The following is a 16,833-nucleotide window of genomic DNA, read 5'->3' as shown; positions in this document are numbered from 1 at the left end:
TGTGGCGCTCAGGCAAGATCTGGCAATCATAAAAAAGGTAGATTTGTGTAATTTAATCAAGCATTTCACGTATAAATTCATCAGATTGTAAACTTTTGCCACCTCTGATGCAGATACAGATACATTGGATAAAGCGTGCTGCATCACGTGGAAGTTTGGCTGTACCATTAAAATAAGCCTGTACTTGAGCGTAGACATTATCTTTAAAGCTGGCACCATCACCGCCGTCGCCAGCCAGGTTATCCAAAGAAACCCGGAATTTACGGCCAAAAGCCTGGGCAAACATCCATTCAATCGCCTGTGGCTTGATTTCGACCTGTTCAAATAAAGCCTGCTGTTCGCGGGTGCGGCCATCCGGTGCATACCAGTAACCCAGATCAGGCAGCAGGCGGCGTTTGTCTCCGGCAATGGTCCAGTGGCTGATTTCATGCAAAGCGCTATTAAAGAAACCATGGGCAAACTGGATCCGGGCAGGACTGTTTGTACTTGCAGGGAAATATTCTGGTTCAAATTCGCCACGCACTAAAGTGACATTTAAATGGGAAAACCAGTGATTAAAGTGTAAGATGAGCCAGTCCACCTGCTGCGCTTCTGACGATAAATTCGCCCATGGCGAGAGTTGCACTTGTTGTGTTGAACTGTCAGAATCAAGGCTTGGAATTGTGCTAACGAGTGATGAAACATTCACTTCTGTTTGCGGCTGCAACAGATGCATGACTTGAGTTACCCAAATGGTCTGTCGAAATAAGTACAAAATTGTATCTTAATCTTTGACAGAGTACTGATGAATTTGTAGAATTGCCGCCTTAATTATGTCAGCAAATACCTTTCCGGCACAGATTGAGCCGTTTAAATGGGCTGAACAGGGCTTTAAATGGTCAGGTCAACTGCCTTTATCCCGCTTTGTTCGTATCGCTCGTGAAGCTGTTGGATCAATTGATGATCAATTGATTAACATAGACTGTAAGCTATCAATGGATGCCTATCATCGTATTGCATGGCTAGATGGTCACGTTGAAACAAAAGTTCCTATGGAATGCCAGCGTTGTCTGGAAACCGTAGAAATTGAACTGGTTTCTTCGTTCCATTTGGCACTTGTGGATGATGAGTCACTGATAGAGCGCTTGGATGAGGATGCTGATTTCATCGTCCTAGGTGAAAGTGAAGCAACGACCAAAGGTGATTATGATGCACCTGCGACCGCTGATTTGCTCGCGCTGATAGAAGATGAACTGTTATTGTTGATGCCGTTGTCGCCTAAACATGAGTTTTGTGAACATAAGCATCAACCTGCCGTAGAAGAAGTGGCTGAAGAAAAACGGGACAACCCGTTTGAAGTTTTGGCTGCTTTGAAGGGTAAACTTAACTAATTTTTGTGTTATACTCTTGTGTATAAGACAATCGAATTTGTTCTGATCCATTTTTTCGATCTTTGTAAGGAGCCATCATGGCCGTTCAGCAAAACCGTAAAAGTCGCTCTCGCCGTGACATGCGCCGTTCACATGACGCTTTAACCGAGAATGCATTAACTGTAGACCAAGCTACTGGCGAGACTCACCGTCGTCACCACGTATCTAAAGATGGTATCTACCGTGGTCGTCAATTATTCGCTAAAGCATCTGCTGAATAATTGGTGATGTATTAAGCGTCAAGCTTAGTAGAAAAAATGGGAGCATTTAGCTCCCTTTTTTTTGTTTTTGATTTTTAGGTGTATCGGTTTTTTGTTGTATTTGGCAATTACCGCCAGCAAAATTACATGCTAAATTGCGCTCCACAATGATTTAGGTGGTCTTATTGGTCAGTCTTCTTGTTAGGATTGAAGAAGCACACCTCTTGAATGAAAGGATTTTATTATGTCTGCTACACCACTCGAACAAGCAGCGCCAGCAACAAAAACTGCATTTGTGTTTCCGGGTCAGGGTTCACAAAAGGCCGGTATGCTGGCTGAGCTTGCAGAACAGTTTGCAAGTATTCGCGAGACATTTGCAGAAGCATCTGAAGCCGTCGGTTTTGATCTGTGGCAGATTGCGCAAAGTGGCGAAGGTCTGGATCAAACCGAATTTACCCAGCCGGTATTGCTGACTGCAAGTATTGCCTTATGGCGCGTGTGGTTGGAATCTGGCGGTGTAGCACCGAAATATCTGGCAGGCCATTCACTGGGTGAATATAGCGCACTGGTCGCATCGGGTGCTTTAAGCCTAGGTGATGCTGCGAAGCTGGTGAACCTGCGCGGTAAACTGATGCAGACGGCTGTACCTCAGGGTGTCGGTGCAATGGCTGCCATTTTGGGTCTGGATGATGCCAAAGTGATTGAGCTGTGTGCACAGGCCACGGCAGCAGGTGAAGGTTCTGTTGAAGCGGCAAACTACAATGCCCAAGGGCAGGTAGTTGTTGCGGGTAATAAAGATCGCGTTGAAGCAGTGATGGCATTGGCCAAAGAAAACGGCGCAAAAGCCATTGCATTGCCAGTATCGGTTCCATCGCATTGTTCATTGATGAAACCTGCGGCTGAGCAGTTTGCTCCGGCATTGGAACAAACCGCCATTGAGCTGCCACGCATTCCTGTATTACAAAATGTGGGCGCGCAAGCGGCAACCAGTGTAGATGAATTGCGTCAGGCGTTGACCGCGCAACTTTATGAGTCAGTACAATGGACTAAAACTTTACAATTCCTTCAAGATGAAGGTGTTGAGTACATCGTAGAATGTGGTCCGGGTAATGTATTGACCAACTTGGCGAAACGCTTGCCGAATATTCAAAAAGCACTTCCACTGGACAGTCAATCTCGTCTGGAAGATGCATTAAACACCGTATTGGCGGCAGAAGGGAAAAGTGCATGACACAGGAACGTAAAGTTGCTCTGGTAACAGGTGCAAGTCGTGGTATTGGTGCTGCGATCGCACAACAGTTGATTCAGGATGGTTATTTTGTCGTAGGTACTGCAACGTCTGAAGCGGGTGCGGAAAAATTATCTGCACAGTTTGCTGAAAATGGCGCTGGAAAAGTACTAGAGGTACGTGATGGTGCTGCGATTGATGCGCTGGTAACGGACATTGAACAGAACTATGGTCCAGTCCTTGCGTTGGTCAATAATGCTGGTATTACCAAAGACAATTTGCTGCTGCGTATGTCTGAAGATGACTGGGATGATATTTTAAATATTCACCTGAAAGCAGTTTACCGTTTGTCTAAGCGTGTACTCAAAGGCATGACCAAGGCGCGTTTCGGCCGCATTATCAACATCAGTTCTGTGGTGGCACACTTTGCCAACCCGGGTCAGGCCAACTATTCTGCTGCCAAAGCAGGTATTGAAGCATTTAGCCGTAGCCTTGCCAAAGAAATGGGTAGCCGTCAGATTACCGTAAACTCGGTAGCACCAGGTTTTATTGCGACTGAAATGACTGAGCAGCTAAGCGAAGAAATTCGTAAAAAGATGACTGAGCAGGTGGCATTAAACCGTTTAGGTGATCCGCAGGATATCGCAAATGCCGTAAGTTTCTTGGCTTCGGATAAAGCCAGTTACATTACTGGTACAGTTATGCATGTAAATGGGGGCTTATACATGAGCTAAGCTCAAGTATAAACTTTCCAAATTTTTTAGATTCAATTAAACTAACGGCATTAAAAACGCCACAAGCAATGAGGAGAATTCCTGTGAGCGATATCGAACAACGTGTTAAGCAAGCAGTTGCAGAACAACTTGGTATCAAAATCGAAGAGATTAAAAACGAAGCGTCTTTCATGGATGACTTAGGTGCAGATTCTCTAGATCTAGTTGAACTTGTTATGTCTTTCGAAAATGATTTCGACATCACGATTCCTGATGAAGATTCTAACGAAATCACAACTGTTCAATCTGCAATTGACTACGTTTCTAAGAAACTAGGTTAATCGCCGATTTCAGCTTTGCTGAACAAAAAAACCACCCTCGAGGTGGTTTTTTTGTGTCTGCCTTTCACATGAATGGAGGTTTTACAATCCATTACCTTTCTGTCACCAATGACTAACTATCTCTATAGAGTTTTCATTATAAAAATAAGAGTGATGTGACATTAACAACAAGAATGGAGTCCGCTATGGGTCTTTTTGATTTTGTAAAAGGTATCGGTAAGAAGAATACAGCTGCTGCGGAACCACAGGCTGCACCTACAACGACAACGCCAGCTGCAGCACAACCTGCAGAGCCTTCTGCTCAGGAAGTGGCAAATAAATTACTCGGCCATGTGAAAAGTCTGGGCCTTCCGATCACTGGCTTATCCATTAGTTATAATTCCGCTTCGGATCTGGCGACGGTTAGAGGTCAGGTGCAAAGCCAGGCCGATCGTGAAAAGATTGTTCTGGCCGTGGGTAATATTGATCATGTCGCCAAAGTGGATGATCAGCTTACGGTGAGCAGTCCTGAACCGGAAAGTAAATTTTACACGGTGAAATCAGGTGACAGTCTGTCGAAAATCTCAAAAGAATTTTATGGTGATGCCAATCAGTATAATAAGATTTTTGAAGCCAACCGTCCGTTGCTCAAAGATGCAGATGATATTTTCCCGGGACAGGTGCTCCGCATTCCTGCTTAAGATTTAATAATTCCAATCAATGTTCGATCTCAAAGCCCCGTTTGGGGCTTTGTTGTTTTTGCCCGTAGCTTTAGAAATTCAAACTCATTAAATACCCAGGTCCAGATATAAACTTTCTTTGACTTCTTCCATCACCACATAACTGTGCGAGGAAGCAGAGGCAGGTAGTTTTTTTAGTAAATCTCCCAGTAAACGGCGATAAGCACTCATTTCTTTTAAACGCGCTTTGACCAGATAATCAAAATCACCAGAAATTAAATGGCATTCCAGGACTTCTGGAATCTCAGTCAGATTGCGTGCCACCTGATCAAAGACATCACCTGATTTGGCAGAGAGTTTGATTTCCAGAAAAACCAGCAGGTTGCGCTCCAGCATTTCCGGATTTAAACGGGCGTAATAGCCCATGATGATGCCTTCGCGCTCTAGCCGTTTTACCCGTTCTGAACAGGGCGTGGTCGATAGATTGACGCGTGCTGCAAGTTCGCTAATGGCAATACGGCCATCGCGTTGCAGGATATCCAGAATCATGCGGTCAATGCGGTCTAATTTGCGCATCAATATTTCCCTCTTTTTTTTAATTCTGCCCGAAAAAATATTTATTTCACTGAATATACAGTCTGAATATAGTGAATTTAACTATTAAAGCAAAAATATACTAGTGAAATAAACTGAAAAGATGTTTGAGGGTTAAGTTAATGCGCGTATTAGTTTTGGGTAGTGGTGTGATTGGTGTGGCAAGCGCTTACTATCTGGCGCAGCAGGGAGCAACCGTGACTGTGCTGGATCGTCAGGCAGGTCCGGCGCAAGAAACCAGCTTCGGTAATGCCGGGCAGATTTCTCCAGGATACTCGACCCCTTGGGCTGCACCAGGTATTCCGTTTAAGGCAGTCAAATGGATGTTTCAGCATCATGCACCGTTGGCGATTAATGTCGATGGCAGCTTGTGGCAATTGCAGTGGATGGCACAAATGCTGAAAAACTGTAATGCGCAGCATTATGCAGTCAATAAAGAACGGATGGTGCGTGTGGCTGAATATAGCCGTGACTGTTTGCGTAATTTGCGCCGTGATATTGGCATCTCTTATGAAAACCGTTCAAAAGGCACTTTGCAGATTTTCCGTAAAGATGCGCAGCTGGATGCGGTTCAGCGCGATATCGAGGTTCTGAAAGAAACTGGAGTTGAATTTGAACTGTTGGACCGCGATGGGCTGGCGCGTGTAGAACCAGCATTGGCACAGGCAAAAGACAAACTGGTGGGTGGTCTGCATTTACCGAATGATGAAACAGGTGACTGCTATCTGTTTACCAATGCCCTGGCAGAACATGCCAAAGGGATGGGTGTAGAGTTCAAGTTCAATCAAAACGTTGAAAAACTGATTGTAGAAGGTGATCAGATCAAAGGTGTTCTGGTGAATGGTCAGGTGCTCACGGCAGATAAATATGTGCTGGCCTTTGGTAGTTATTCACGTGATTTCCTTAAACCGCTTGAACTGAATTTACCGGTATATCCGGTGAAAGGTTATTCATTGACCATTCCTATTCTAGATTCAGCCTTCGCTCCGCAATCTACCGTGCTGGATGAAACCTATAAAATTGCGATTACCCGTTTTGACCAGCGTATTCGCGTCGGTGGTATGGCAGAACTGAGTGGTTTTAACCTGGGTCTGAATGAAGATCGTCGCGGCACGCTGGAAATGGTGACCCGTGATTTATTCCCAGGGGGTGACATGAATCAGGCCAGCTTCTGGACAGGCCTGCGTCCAATGACCCCGGACAGTACGCCAATTATTGGAAAAACCCGTTTTAAAAATCTGTTCCTGAATACCGGACATGGCACGCTGGGCTGGACCATGGCTTGTGGTTCAGGAAAATTAATCAGCGATCTGGTCTTGGCCCGTGATCCTGAAATCAGCACCGAAGGTCTGTCATTGGCGCGCTATCACCAAGCGGCCTAAGGCCATCTGAGGCGGAATATTCAAGGAGGAATGTATGCCACGTCCCATTACTGCGATCATTCATCAACAGGCGCTTGCGCATAATTTAAGTGTGGCGCGCCAATATATGCCCAATAGTCAGGTATTTGCCGTGGTCAAGGCCAATGCCTATGGGCACGGGATTGAACGGGTCTATGCGGCACTTCAAGGTGCGGACGGTTTTGCCTTTCTGGATATTGAAGAGGGTAAACGACTGCGTGCGCTGGGATGCAAGAAGCCGTTGCTATTGCTCGAAGGTATTTTTGCTCTAGCGGATTTATTTGAATGTGCGAAGAATGAAATGAGCTTTGCCATTCATTCCTCGCATCAAGTGCAATGGTTGAAACAGTTTGCCGAAATAGTGCCAGATGCACAGTTTGATGTGTTTTTGAAAATGAACAGCGGTATGAACCGTCTGGGTTTTGAGCCACAGCAATATGCAGAGATCTGGCAGGAGCTGCATCAACTAAATAATGTCCGTTCAATCACGCATATGACCCATTTCTCCGATGCAGATGGCCAGCGTTTTGGACAGGATGGGATTCAGTATCAAAACCTGATTTTTAGCCAGGCCATTCAGGGGTTTGAGGGTAAAATCTCACTCAGTAACAGTGCGGCCATTCTGCGGCATCATCAAACCCTCCATTCCGATATCGTACGTAGCGGCATCATGCTGTATGGCAGTTCACCAGATTATCCAACACACACGATTCAAGACTGGAATTTGCAACCGAGCATGAGCTTATGCAGTGAAATTATCGCCATTCAAATGATCCAGGCAGGTCAGAGCATTGGCTATGGTTCCAAATTTATTGCCACACAGGATATGCGGATCGGGATTGTGGCCTGTGGTTATGCGGATGGTTATCAACGGTTATCGGCGACCGGTACGCCCGTGCTGGTCGATTCAATCAAAACACAGACATTGGGTCGAATCAGTATGGATATGCTGGCGGTAGACCTGACTGCGCTGCCGCACGCAGATATAGGTAGTGAAGTGGTACTTTGGGGCCAATCTTCCCAAGGTGTGGTTTTGCCGATTGATGACGTGGCGGCCAGTTCAGGTACCATCGGCTATGAGCTGATGTGTGCAGTGACCGCTCGGGTTCATTTCCAGATTGAGGCTTAAATTTTTAATTTAAATTTTATTTCAATATCCCAAACAAGGAAGATCAACATGACACAGGACAATACAGCTATTCAGCGACTCAACAGCAATCAAATCATGAGTGCGGTGACGATTCATCAGCAAACCGTGTATCTATCGGGTCAGGTGCCGAATAGCACGGATCTGGATGTACGCGGACAAACACTGGAAGTCTTTGCAAAAATTGAGGAATTGCTTGCATTGGCCAATACTGATAAAAGCCAGTTGCTTTCTGCACAACTGTTCGTGAAAAATCTGGATGATTTTCAAACTGTGAATCAGCTTTGGGTAGAGTGGTTACAAGGTCATGGCACGCCGGCACGTGCCACGATTCAGGCAGATTTGGTTAATCCGGACTGGCTGATTGAAATTGCAGTCATTGCAGCTCGAGCTTAATTTAATTTTTAATGTTGAAATCTCCCCTGCAATCATTTAAGTCGTTTTAGTGCAGTAAATCTCACTGAACAGCGCAGTAAAAAGTATGAAAATGTCATAATAAGCGTTCGAGGACTGAACGTTGTAAATTCAGCTTGATGCTGTTGTAAAGATTAAAAAGGATGTAAAAATGAAAACCACCCCGGGCACAGAGGACGTAAAATCGTCGCCGCATGAGTTGCAACGAAAACTCTCAAACCGACATTTGCAGTTAATCGCCATTGGTGGCTGTATCGGTACCGGCCTGTTTATGGGATCGGGAAAAACCATCTCCCTAGCAGGCCCTTCAATTTTGATCATTTATATGATCATTGGTGGCATGTTCTTCTTCCTGATGCGTGCGTTGGGTGAAATGCTGCTGTCTAATCTGCATTACAAATCCTTTATTGATATGGCCCATGACCTGATCGGGCCGGGTGCTGGCTATTATATTGGCTGGTCGTACTGGCTAGGTTGGGTGCTGGTAGGGATTGCCGATCTCGCGGCGATTATTAACTACTTAAGTTTCTGGTTGCCCGAAGGCATGGCCTTTACCCCGATGGGACAGGCGATGATTAGTGTTGGCTGTGTGCTGTTTATTCTTGCGATTAATCTGGTGACGGTAAAACTGTTTGGTGAGATTGAATTCTGGTTTGCACTGATCAAGATTTTAGCTATTCTCGGTTTGATCTTTGTCGGTGGTTATATGGTGTTTAGCGGTTTTCAGGCACCGAGTGGCGCCGTCGCCAGCTTTAGTAATGTCTGGGCACATGGTGGTTTATTTCCCAAAGGCTTTACCGGTTTTCTGGCAGGCTTCCAGATTGCCATGTTTGCCTTTGTCGGGGTGGAACTGCTCGGCACCATGGCGGCAGAAACAAAAGATCCGGAAAAGAATTTACCCAAAGCGGTCAACGCCATTCCTACACGGATCATTCTGTTCTATGTATTGTCATTGCTGATGATCATGTCGGTCACACCGTGGCATCTGATTCCTGCGGATCAAAGTCCTTTTGTGAGTTTGTTCCTGTATGCCGGTATTCCAACTTCAGCCATTATCATGAACCTGGTGGTATTGTCATCTGTGATGTCCTCTATGAACAGTGGTGTATTCTCGACCAGTCGTATGTTGTTTGGTTTGGCACGTGATGGACAGGCGCCTCAAGCTTTAGCGCGGTTATCTAGTCGGGCAGTACCAGCCACAGGGTTATTTTTCTCCTGTGCTTTTATTATGTTAGGGGCAGCATTTCAGTATTTTGTACCAAATACCATGGAAGCTTTTACTCTGGCAAGTTCGCTGTGTGTGATCCTGTTTATTAGTATCTGGAGCATCATCATGGTGTGCTACATCCGTTACCGTAAGCAGCAACCGCAAAAACATGTGGCTTCGACCTTTAAAATGCCGGGTGGAGTATGGATGTCTTATGTGGTATTAGCATTTTTGTTATTCGCCTTGATTATTTTAAGTCTGGAACCCGATACCTTAAAGGCTCTGATGATCAGTCCTTTATGGTTGATTATTCTGGCAGTGACCTATCGTCTGCTGTATAAGCCACGTATGCGTCAGCGTGGTAATCCTTAAATATTCAGACATAAAAAATCCCCGACTAATCGGGGATTTTTTGATTGCGCAGGTGAATTAGAAAGTAGGTTTAACTACCACTAAAATCACCACGGCAAATAAGATCAGGGTTGGCATCTCATTAAAATAACGCCAAAACTTGTGTGACTTGTAATGTGCATTATCAATCAGCTTCTTGCGGTAATAACCACACACCAGATGGTAAATCACCAATAAGCCGACCAGGCCGACTTTAAGGTAAAACCATAAGGCTTCATGGTAGTGACGCGTTGCATCACCCCAGTCGACCAGAAAATGTGCCGTAATCAAGGTGGCCAACATGGCTGGCCACATGATACCACGGTACAGCTTGCGTTCCATGACTTCAAAGCGTTGATGACTGACGGCATCTTCGCTCATGGCATGATAAACATATAACCGTGGCAAGTAGAACAAAGCCGCGAACCAGCAAACCACCGCAATAATATGTAATGCTTTTACCCACAAGAAAGCATCAGAAGGAGCATCCATCAAGTCACCCTAAACTGGGCAGCTTAGCCTTCCCATTTTTTGAAAATGAGACAAGCATTTACGCCGCCGAAACCGAAACTGTTACTCATCACAGTATTCAATTTTGCGTCACGTTTTTCAAGCACGATATCAAACGGTTTTGCGCCTTCATCCAGCTCGGTCACGTTGATGTTTGGAGCAATAAAGTCATTTTGCATCATCAGAACTGAATAAATCGCTTCCTGAACACCAGCAGCACCCAGACTGTGACCTGTCATTGACTTGGTTGAGCTGAGTGGAGGAACCTGACCTTCACCAAAAGCACGTTCCATCGCTTTAAGTTCTGTGATGTCACCCGCTGGAGTAGAAGTACCATGCGTATTTACATAGTCAATTTTATCGACACCGTGTTGTTTTGCTTCTTCTAAAGCCATCAGTACGCAACGCGTTGCACCTTCACCAGATGGTGCAACCATGTCGGCACCATCCGAATTGGCTGCATAGCCTACGACTTCGGCAAGAATGTTGGCACCACGCGCTTGAGCATGTTCCAAAGACTCAAGGATCACAAAACCGCCACCACCGGCAATCACGAAACCGTCACGGTCTGCAGAATAAGGGCGTGATGCTGTTTCAGGGCTGTCATTGTATTTAGAGCAAAGTGCACCCATGGCATCAAACAATAAACTTTGTGACCAGTGATCTTCTTCACCGCCACCTGCCAGCATTAAATCTTGTTTACCGAGTTGAATCAGGTTGTAGGCATAACCAATGGCATCCGCAGAGGTTGCACATGCGCTGGTAATGGTATGTGCCACGCCTTGTAATTTGAATGCAACGCCAACGTTAGCCGTAATGGTGTTGGTCATATTACGTGGTACAAAGAAAGGACCGACTTTACGCGCACCTTTGGTTTGCAATAATTCGTTCATTTCAATAACGGAAGCAGTTGAACCGCCACCTGAACCACCCGCGATACCATAGCGTGGGTTGCCAGCTAGGTCTTCAACCTTTAAACCTGCATGTTCAACCGCAGCAAGAGCTGAGTTATATGCATACATCGCACATACACCCATAAAGCGTTTCAGTTTGCGGTCGATCCCGTCGAAATCCTGCTCGGCTGCAGCACTGACATGACTTTTGAAATTGAGTTCAGCATAAGTCGGATTAAAACGTGTTCCTGAAATCCCGTTTTGTAAAGAATGGTTTACATCCTCTAATGTATTACCAATACATGAGTTAATACCCATGCCAGTGATGACAACACGTTTCATCTACAGATCCTTATAGTTTGCTCTATGCTCAGCGGCAGATATCTGGGTTTTAAAATCGCCCAATCCAGCGCTTAGCCTTATTTCATGATGGGGAACATGATAGCAGAAAGACTTTTGAAATCTTATGGCAAATGTTATGCCGTGTGACAGTCGGTTGAGTTTGTGAGTCGGCGTGTACGGGTTTTACTAAATGAAACAGAATAAAGTTGAGATAAACGCTGACTACACCTAGTATTTATACCAAATACAAGCACATGAATGCTGAGGTAAAAAATGGTAAATGCTAATAATAAACAATCTAATGGTCTGATTTCGAATGCCTTTGGAGTGGCGAAAAAGTTCAGTTCAACCGGATTGGATTTATTGAATCATGTGGCGCCGGATTCGGTGACTAAAGCACTGAAGCCTTCTAACTCCGATCAGGTGATTGACGGTTCGGCGAAGACGAAAAGCGCTTTTTCAGCTAAAAAATATGACAATCCTCAGCAAATGCTTCGCGAGCATCTTCCAAATGTGTCTCGTCAACTCCTCGGACGCCGTTTTAATACCGTGAATAATGTCGCGCATTTTGTTTCTCCAGACTTAACCGAAAAAGTGTCTAACTATTTTTATGATCGTCTGAATCAATTCAGTAATCAAACCAGTTCGGTCGATGCCATTCTTAATGAAGCGGGAGCGAAAGATTTAGAGGAATTGACTCAGGACGTCGATCGATCCAAGCGAATTTCACAGGCTTTGGGTGAACAAAACAAATGGATTGCAACGGTGCAGGGTGCAGTGAGTGGTGCTTCAGGAATGCTTGGCACCGCGATTGATATTCCCGCTTCTTTACTGATGGCGTTGCGTACCATTTATCAAGTCGGTCGCTCTTATGGTTTTGACCTGAGCAAAGAAGATGATCAGGAAATCGTCCAGCATATCTTTAGACAGATTGACCTGAGCCTGATTGCGGAAAAACAGACCTTGTTATTGGGTTTAAAAGCTTTAAGTAATACGCTTAAAACTCATGATATCTCCCAGCTACAAGCTATGTTAGGTTCTGATAATGATATGAGCGCTATCAAGCAATGGTTAAGTCGTCATGAGGGAGAGGCTAAATGGGAATGGATAAATCATCTGCCAAAAATTTCGATTCTGGAGCGATTAACCAAACTGACGCCTCTGGCGAGTGCTGGTATTGGTGCTGTATATAGTCATCGTTTTGTCGAGGATGTAAATCAGAAAGCTCAGGAAGCATTCTCGCATGCACGCCAATACCTGATTCAGCATCAGGATTCGCAATTGTCTCCTTATGCTGCTTATGAAAAAGCAGTTAGTTTGTTGCAACAGGCAACTCCGAAACTCTTAAATGGTGCCTCTCACGAAGTTGAGCCTGCGAAAGATAATCTGATCATGGATAAAGATATTGCGATTGAAGGCAATAACACGATTACCCAAGTCAAGCTGGTCAAAAAAGAGCAGAATGATCTAAGCTCTGAAGAAGCAGAAGTGAAGAAAGATGAAAAAGTGAGTGAAGGGCTGGAGGCGCTCAACGATGAGTTGGTTGAACCCGCGGCAGACAAGCAGTCGCAACAACCGGCTTTAACCAAAACTTCATTTGACCCGGAAATCGAAGCTGAACTGCATCCAGAAGCTGCTGACGAGGCAGAAGCTGCTACAGAGACTTCACAGCAGGGTGCAGAGGATCAAGAAAATTCGGAAACTGAATCTGAAGCTCAAGACGTGAGCAAAAAAGCCGGTAAAAATTCAAAAAAATAAGCGAATTTTGAAGGTAAATAAAAGCAAGCAAATGTCGTGAGAAACGGCATTTGCTTGGCTTGAGTAGGTTGACCAATTTTGCATCTTGAATTACAATTGCATGCCCTCAAAAAGTAGTAGTTTTTTGGGGCTTTTTATTAACGGGAGAATTGCCAAATGGCAACAACAAATCAGTTGATCCGCAAGGGTCGTACGACTTTAGTTGAAAAATCTAAAGTTCCTGCGTTGAAGGCTTGTCCACAGCGCCGTGGTGTTTGTACACGTGTTTACACAACTACACCTAAAAAACCTAACTCAGCAATGCGTAAAGTTTGCCGTGTTCGCTTAACTTCAGGTTTCGAAGTTTCTAGCTACATCGGTGGTGAAGGCCATAACCTACAAGAGCACAGTGTTGTTCTTATCCGTGGTGGTCGTGTTAAAGACTTACCAGGTGTACGTTACCATACCGTTCGTGGTTCTTTAGACTGTGCTGGTGTTAAAGATCGTAACCAGTCTCGTTCTAAATACGGTACTAAACGTCCTAAGAAATAATTCATTAAGAATTAAATTTTAAGAACGTAGAACCGCAATCCTTTATCGTCTCGCTTGTCTGATTTCTGCATTAATTTTGTGAAAATTCCAAGCGACGTATAGTAAGGCCAGCGAGTAGTACATGACACTTTGTACTCATGCTGGATAAACCTGAAGTGTCATCTTTATAGGTAGTTTAAAATGCCAAGACGTCGCGTAGTCGCTGCTCGTGAAATCCTTCCGGATCCTAAGTTCAGCAGCCAAACAATCGCTAAATTCATGAACCACGTAATGCAAGATGGTAAAAAATCTATTGCTGAAAGTATCGTTTACGGTGCTTTAGACCGCGTTCAAGAAAAATCTAAAGTAGACCCAGTTGAATTTTTCGAGACTACTCTTGAAAAAGTTCGTCCTATGGTCGAAGTAAAAGCACGCCGTGTTGGTGGTGCTACATACCAAGTTCCTATGGAAGTACGCCCATCCCGTCGTACTGCTCTAGCGATGCGTTGGTTAGTAGATGCTGCTGCTAAGCGTTCTGAAAAAACTATGGCTTTACGTCTTGCTGGCGAGTTGCTTGATGCATCTGAAGGCAAAGGCGCTGCGGTTAAGAAACGTGAAGATGTGCACCGTATGGCTGAAGCCAACAAAGCATTCTCTCACTACCGTTTCTAAGCAGATAAAACAGGCCCTATTCAGGAGGGTGACAAGACCGTCATGGTTTTGTCACCAAAGCGCTTTAAGTTGCTATGCAGCTTAAAGCGTCCTGTTTTAAACAACAAAATTTAGGAATGCTAGAAATCATGGCACGTCAAACCCCAATTTCTCGTTACCGTAACATTGGTATTTCTGCGCACATCGACGCAGGTAAGACAACCACTTCTGAACGTATTTTGTTCTACACAGGTGAGAGCCATAAACTTGGTGAAACTCACGAAGGTTCGGCAACTACGGACTGGATGGAACAAGAGCAAGAACGCGGTATTACCATTACCTCAGCAGCTGTAACATGCTTCTGGAAAGGTATGGGCAACCAGTTCGAACAACACCGTATTAACGTAATTGACACCCCGGGACACGTTGACTTCACGATCGAAGTTGAGCGTTCTATGCGTGTTCTTGACGGTGCGTGCATGGTTTACTGTGCTGTAGGTGGTGTTCAGCCGCAGTCAGAAACTGTATGGCGTCAAGCAAATAAATATAAAGTTCCACGTATTGCGTTCGTTAACAAAATGGACCGTACTGGCGCGAACTTCTTCCGTGCAGTTGAACAAGTTAAAACACGTCTTGGCGGTAATCCAGTGCCAATCGTTGTTCCAATTGGTGCAGAAGAAAACTTCCAGGGTGTTGTTGACCTAATCGAAATGAAAGCGATTATCTGGGATGAAGCATCTCAAGGTATGAAGTTCGAATATGGCGAAATCCCTTCTGAATTACTTGAGCTAGCTCAAGAATGGCGTACTAACATGGTTGAAGCTGCTGCAGAAGCATCAGAAGAACTCATGGACAAGTACCTAGAAGGCGAAGAGCTTACTAAAGAAGAAATCGTTGGCGGTATCCGTAAGCGTACATTAGCGAACGAAATCCAACCAATGCTTTGTGGTTCAGCATTCAAAAACAAAGGTGTTCAACGTATGTTGGACGCAGTAATTGAATTCTTGCCAGCACCGACTGACGTTGAAGCGATCAAGGGTATCCTTGATGACAAAGCTGAGACTGAAGGTTCTCGTGAAGCATCTGACGAAGCACCGTTTGCTGCGTTAGCGTTCAAAATCATGAACGACAAATTCGTTGGTAACTTAACGTTCGTACGTGTTTATTCTGGTGTTCTTAAAGCGGGTAGCCCGTGTTATAACCCAGTAAAAATGAAGCGTGAGCGTGTTGGCCGTATCGTACAGATGCACGCAAATGACCGTCATGACATCGAAGAAATTCGTGCGGGCGACATCGCGGCATGTGTAGGTCTTAAAGACACGACTACTGGTGATACATTATGTGATGAAAACCACGTAATTACACTAGAGCGTATGGAATTCCCAGAGCCAGTAATTGCACTTGCAGTTGAACCTAAAACTAAAGCTGACCAAGAAAAAATGTCAGTTGCTTTAGGCCGCTTGGCGAAAGAAGATCCATCATTCCGCGTTCGTACAGACGAAGAATCTGGTCAAACGATTATTGCTGGTATGGGTGAGCTTCACCTTGACATCATTGTTGACCGTATGAAGCGTGAATTCGGTGTTGAAGCGAACATTGGTAAGCCAATGGTTTCTTACCGTGAAACGATCAAAAAGTCTGTTGAGCAAGAAGGTAAATTCGTACGTCAAACAGGTGGTAAAGGTAAATTCGGTCACGTATACGTACGTTTAGAACCCATGGATCCTGAATCTGAAAAAGATTACGAATTCGTTGAAGAAGTTGTAGGTGGTGTTGTACCTAAAGAATTCTTCGGCGCGGTTGACAAAGGTATTCAAGAACGTATGAAGAATGGCGTTTTGGCTGGCTACCCAGTAGTTGGCATTAAGGCGACATTGTTCGACGGTTCTTACCATGACGTCGACTCTGACGAATTGTCGTTCAAAATGGCGGGTTCTTATGCCTTCCGTGATGGTTTCATGAAAGCGGATCCTATCCTTCTTGAACCGATCATGAAAGTTGAAGTAGAAACTCCAGAAGACTACATGGGCGATATCATGGGTGACTTAAACCGTCGTCGTGGTATGGTTCAGGGTATGGACGATCTTCCTGGTGGTACTAAAGCCATTCGTGCTGAAGTTCCATTGGCTGAGATGTTTGGTTACGCAACTCATATGCGTTCTATGTCTCAAGGTCGTGCGACTTACTCTATGGAATTTGCTAAATATGCTGAAACTCCACGTAACGTGGCTGAAGGCATCATTTCTAAGTTCCAATCTGGCGGTAAAAAAGGTGACGACGAGTAATCTTTCGATTACTATAAGCCCAAACTAATTCATAGTTAAACCCAAGTGCTCATGCAGTGATCCTGCATGAGTAGTTTAAAAAGGAAGATCTCATGGCTAAGGCTAAGTTTGAACGTAATAAGCCACACGTTAACGTGGGCACAATTGGTCACGTTGACCATGGTAAAACAACTTTAACAGCT

Annotated in this window: 19 protein-coding genes; 15 read left to right on the top strand and 4 right to left on the bottom strand. The window is 44.8% G+C overall.

Annotated features, from left to right (window positions below):
• Positions 1 to 52: 52 nt before the first annotated feature.
• Positions 53 to 715 (bottom strand): elongation factor P hydroxylase, encoded by a 663-nt coding sequence (locus NI466_RS11950; protein ID WP_253173715.1) that lies wholly within the window; start codon positions 713 to 715, stop codon positions 53 to 55.
• A gap of 97 nt (positions 716 to 812) precedes the next feature.
• On the opposite strand from NI466_RS11950, the gene NI466_RS11945 reads away from it, so the two are divergent.
• From NI466_RS11945 to lysM, 6 genes are all read left to right on the top strand, one after another.
• The gene (locus NI466_RS11945) at positions 813 to 1,370 is read left to right on the top strand and encodes a YceD family protein (RefSeq protein WP_004279226.1); all 558 of its coding nucleotides are present in this window, start codon (positions 813 to 815) and stop codon (positions 1,368 to 1,370) included.
• 77 nt (positions 1,371 to 1,447) lie between these two features.
• Positions 1,448 to 1,630 carry a 50S ribosomal protein L32 gene (gene rpmF / locus NI466_RS11940; protein ID WP_004279227.1) on the top strand — a complete coding sequence of 61 codons (183 nt, stop codon included), beginning with the start codon at positions 1,448 to 1,450 and terminating at the stop codon, positions 1,628 to 1,630.
• Positions 1,631 to 1,853: 223 nt separating this feature from the next.
• Positions 1,854 to 2,840, top strand: a complete 987-nt coding sequence (gene fabD, locus NI466_RS11935) for an ACP S-malonyltransferase (protein WP_005247127.1) — start codon at positions 1,854 to 1,856, stop codon at positions 2,838 to 2,840.
• Positions 2,837 to 3,571, top strand: coding sequence for a 3-oxoacyl-ACP reductase FabG (gene fabG / locus NI466_RS11930; RefSeq protein ID WP_253173701.1), 735 nt, complete (start codon positions 2,837 to 2,839; stop codon positions 3,569 to 3,571). The genes fabD and fabG overlap by 4 nt, the downstream gene beginning before the upstream one ends.
• Positions 3,572 to 3,654: 83 nt before the next feature.
• Positions 3,655 to 3,891, top strand: a complete 237-nt coding sequence (gene acpP, locus NI466_RS11925; protein ID WP_004646101.1) for an acyl carrier protein — start codon at positions 3,655 to 3,657, stop codon at positions 3,889 to 3,891.
• 185 nt (positions 3,892 to 4,076) lie between these two features.
• Entirely contained in the window at positions 4,077 to 4,571 is a 495-nt protein-coding gene (gene lysM, locus NI466_RS11920) for a peptidoglycan-binding protein LysM (protein ID WP_004279231.1), read from the top strand.
• A gap of 87 nt (positions 4,572 to 4,658) precedes the next feature.
• Here lysM and NI466_RS11915 read toward each other — a convergent pair whose 3' ends face one another.
• Positions 4,659 to 5,126: an Lrp/AsnC ligand binding domain-containing protein gene (locus NI466_RS11915; protein ID WP_004646102.1), complete on the bottom strand. Its 468-nt coding sequence runs from the start codon at positions 5,124 to 5,126 to the stop codon at positions 4,659 to 4,661.
• Between the two features lie 140 nt (positions 5,127 to 5,266).
• On the opposite strand from NI466_RS11915, the gene NI466_RS11910 reads away from it, so the two are divergent.
• The 4 genes from NI466_RS11910 to NI466_RS11895 all read left to right on the top strand — a co-directional run bounded on the left by NI466_RS11910 (position 5,267) and on the right by NI466_RS11895 (position 9,684).
• Positions 5,267 to 6,526 (top strand): D-amino acid dehydrogenase, encoded by a 1,260-nt coding sequence (locus tag NI466_RS11910; protein ID WP_253148331.1) that lies wholly within the window; start codon positions 5,267 to 5,269, stop codon positions 6,524 to 6,526.
• Between the two features lie 34 nt (positions 6,527 to 6,560).
• On the top strand, positions 6,561 to 7,673 hold the full coding sequence (gene alr, locus NI466_RS11905) for an alanine racemase (protein ID WP_253173699.1): 1,113 nt from the start codon (positions 6,561 to 6,563) through the stop codon (positions 7,671 to 7,673).
• Between the two features lie 48 nt (positions 7,674 to 7,721).
• Complete coding sequence (locus NI466_RS11900) at positions 7,722 to 8,087, top strand: RidA family protein (protein ID WP_005247124.1); 366 nt, start codon at positions 7,722 to 7,724, stop codon at positions 8,085 to 8,087.
• A 169-nt stretch (positions 8,088 to 8,256) separates the two neighbouring features.
• The gene (locus tag NI466_RS11895) at positions 8,257 to 9,684 is read left to right on the top strand and encodes an amino acid permease (protein WP_005107715.1); all 1,428 of its coding nucleotides are present in this window, start codon (positions 8,257 to 8,259) and stop codon (positions 9,682 to 9,684) included.
• Positions 9,685 to 9,741: 57 nt separating this feature from the next.
• On the opposite strand, the gene NI466_RS11890 is transcribed toward NI466_RS11895, so the two are convergent.
• Both NI466_RS11890 and NI466_RS11885 read right to left on the bottom strand, forming a co-directional pair.
• Positions 9,742 to 10,194, bottom strand: a complete 453-nt coding sequence (locus tag NI466_RS11890; RefSeq protein ID WP_004279237.1) for a CopD family protein — start codon at positions 10,192 to 10,194, stop codon at positions 9,742 to 9,744.
• A 23-nt stretch (positions 10,195 to 10,217) separates the two neighbouring features.
• Positions 10,218 to 11,447 (bottom strand): beta-ketoacyl synthase N-terminal-like domain-containing protein, encoded by a 1,230-nt coding sequence (locus NI466_RS11885; RefSeq protein ID WP_004730606.1) that lies wholly within the window; start codon positions 11,445 to 11,447, stop codon positions 10,218 to 10,220.
• A gap of 273 nt (positions 11,448 to 11,720) precedes the next feature.
• Between NI466_RS11885 and NI466_RS11880 the strand changes: the two genes are divergently transcribed.
• The 5 genes from NI466_RS11880 to NI466_RS11860 form a co-directional block, all read left to right on the top strand.
• Complete coding sequence (locus NI466_RS11880; RefSeq protein ID WP_253173698.1) at positions 11,721 to 13,205, top strand: EcsC family protein; 1,485 nt, start codon at positions 11,721 to 11,723, stop codon at positions 13,203 to 13,205.
• Positions 13,206 to 13,361: 156 nt separating this feature from the next.
• Positions 13,362 to 13,736, top strand: a complete 375-nt coding sequence (gene rpsL, locus NI466_RS11875) for a 30S ribosomal protein S12 (RefSeq protein ID WP_002050319.1) — start codon at positions 13,362 to 13,364, stop codon at positions 13,734 to 13,736.
• Between the two features lie 180 nt (positions 13,737 to 13,916).
• Positions 13,917 to 14,387 (top strand): 30S ribosomal protein S7, encoded by a 471-nt coding sequence (gene rpsG / locus NI466_RS11870; protein ID WP_004279240.1) that lies wholly within the window; start codon positions 13,917 to 13,919, stop codon positions 14,385 to 14,387.
• 128 nt (positions 14,388 to 14,515) lie between these two features.
• Positions 14,516 to 16,651, top strand: a complete 2,136-nt coding sequence (gene fusA, locus NI466_RS11865) for an elongation factor G (RefSeq protein ID WP_005104814.1) — start codon at positions 14,516 to 14,518, stop codon at positions 16,649 to 16,651.
• A gap of 92 nt (positions 16,652 to 16,743) precedes the next feature.
• The coding region (locus NI466_RS11860; RefSeq protein ID WP_072292276.1) for a GTP-binding protein at positions 16,744 to 16,833 on the top strand (90 nt) is incomplete at its 3' end.

Source organism: Acinetobacter lwoffii (genome assembly GCF_024129595.1).
Taxonomy (GTDB): Bacteria; Pseudomonadota; Gammaproteobacteria; order Pseudomonadales; family Moraxellaceae; genus Acinetobacter; species Acinetobacter lwoffii_O.
Note: the sequence above shows the minus strand (reverse complement) of the source record. Positions and strands in the feature narration are given on the sequence as shown.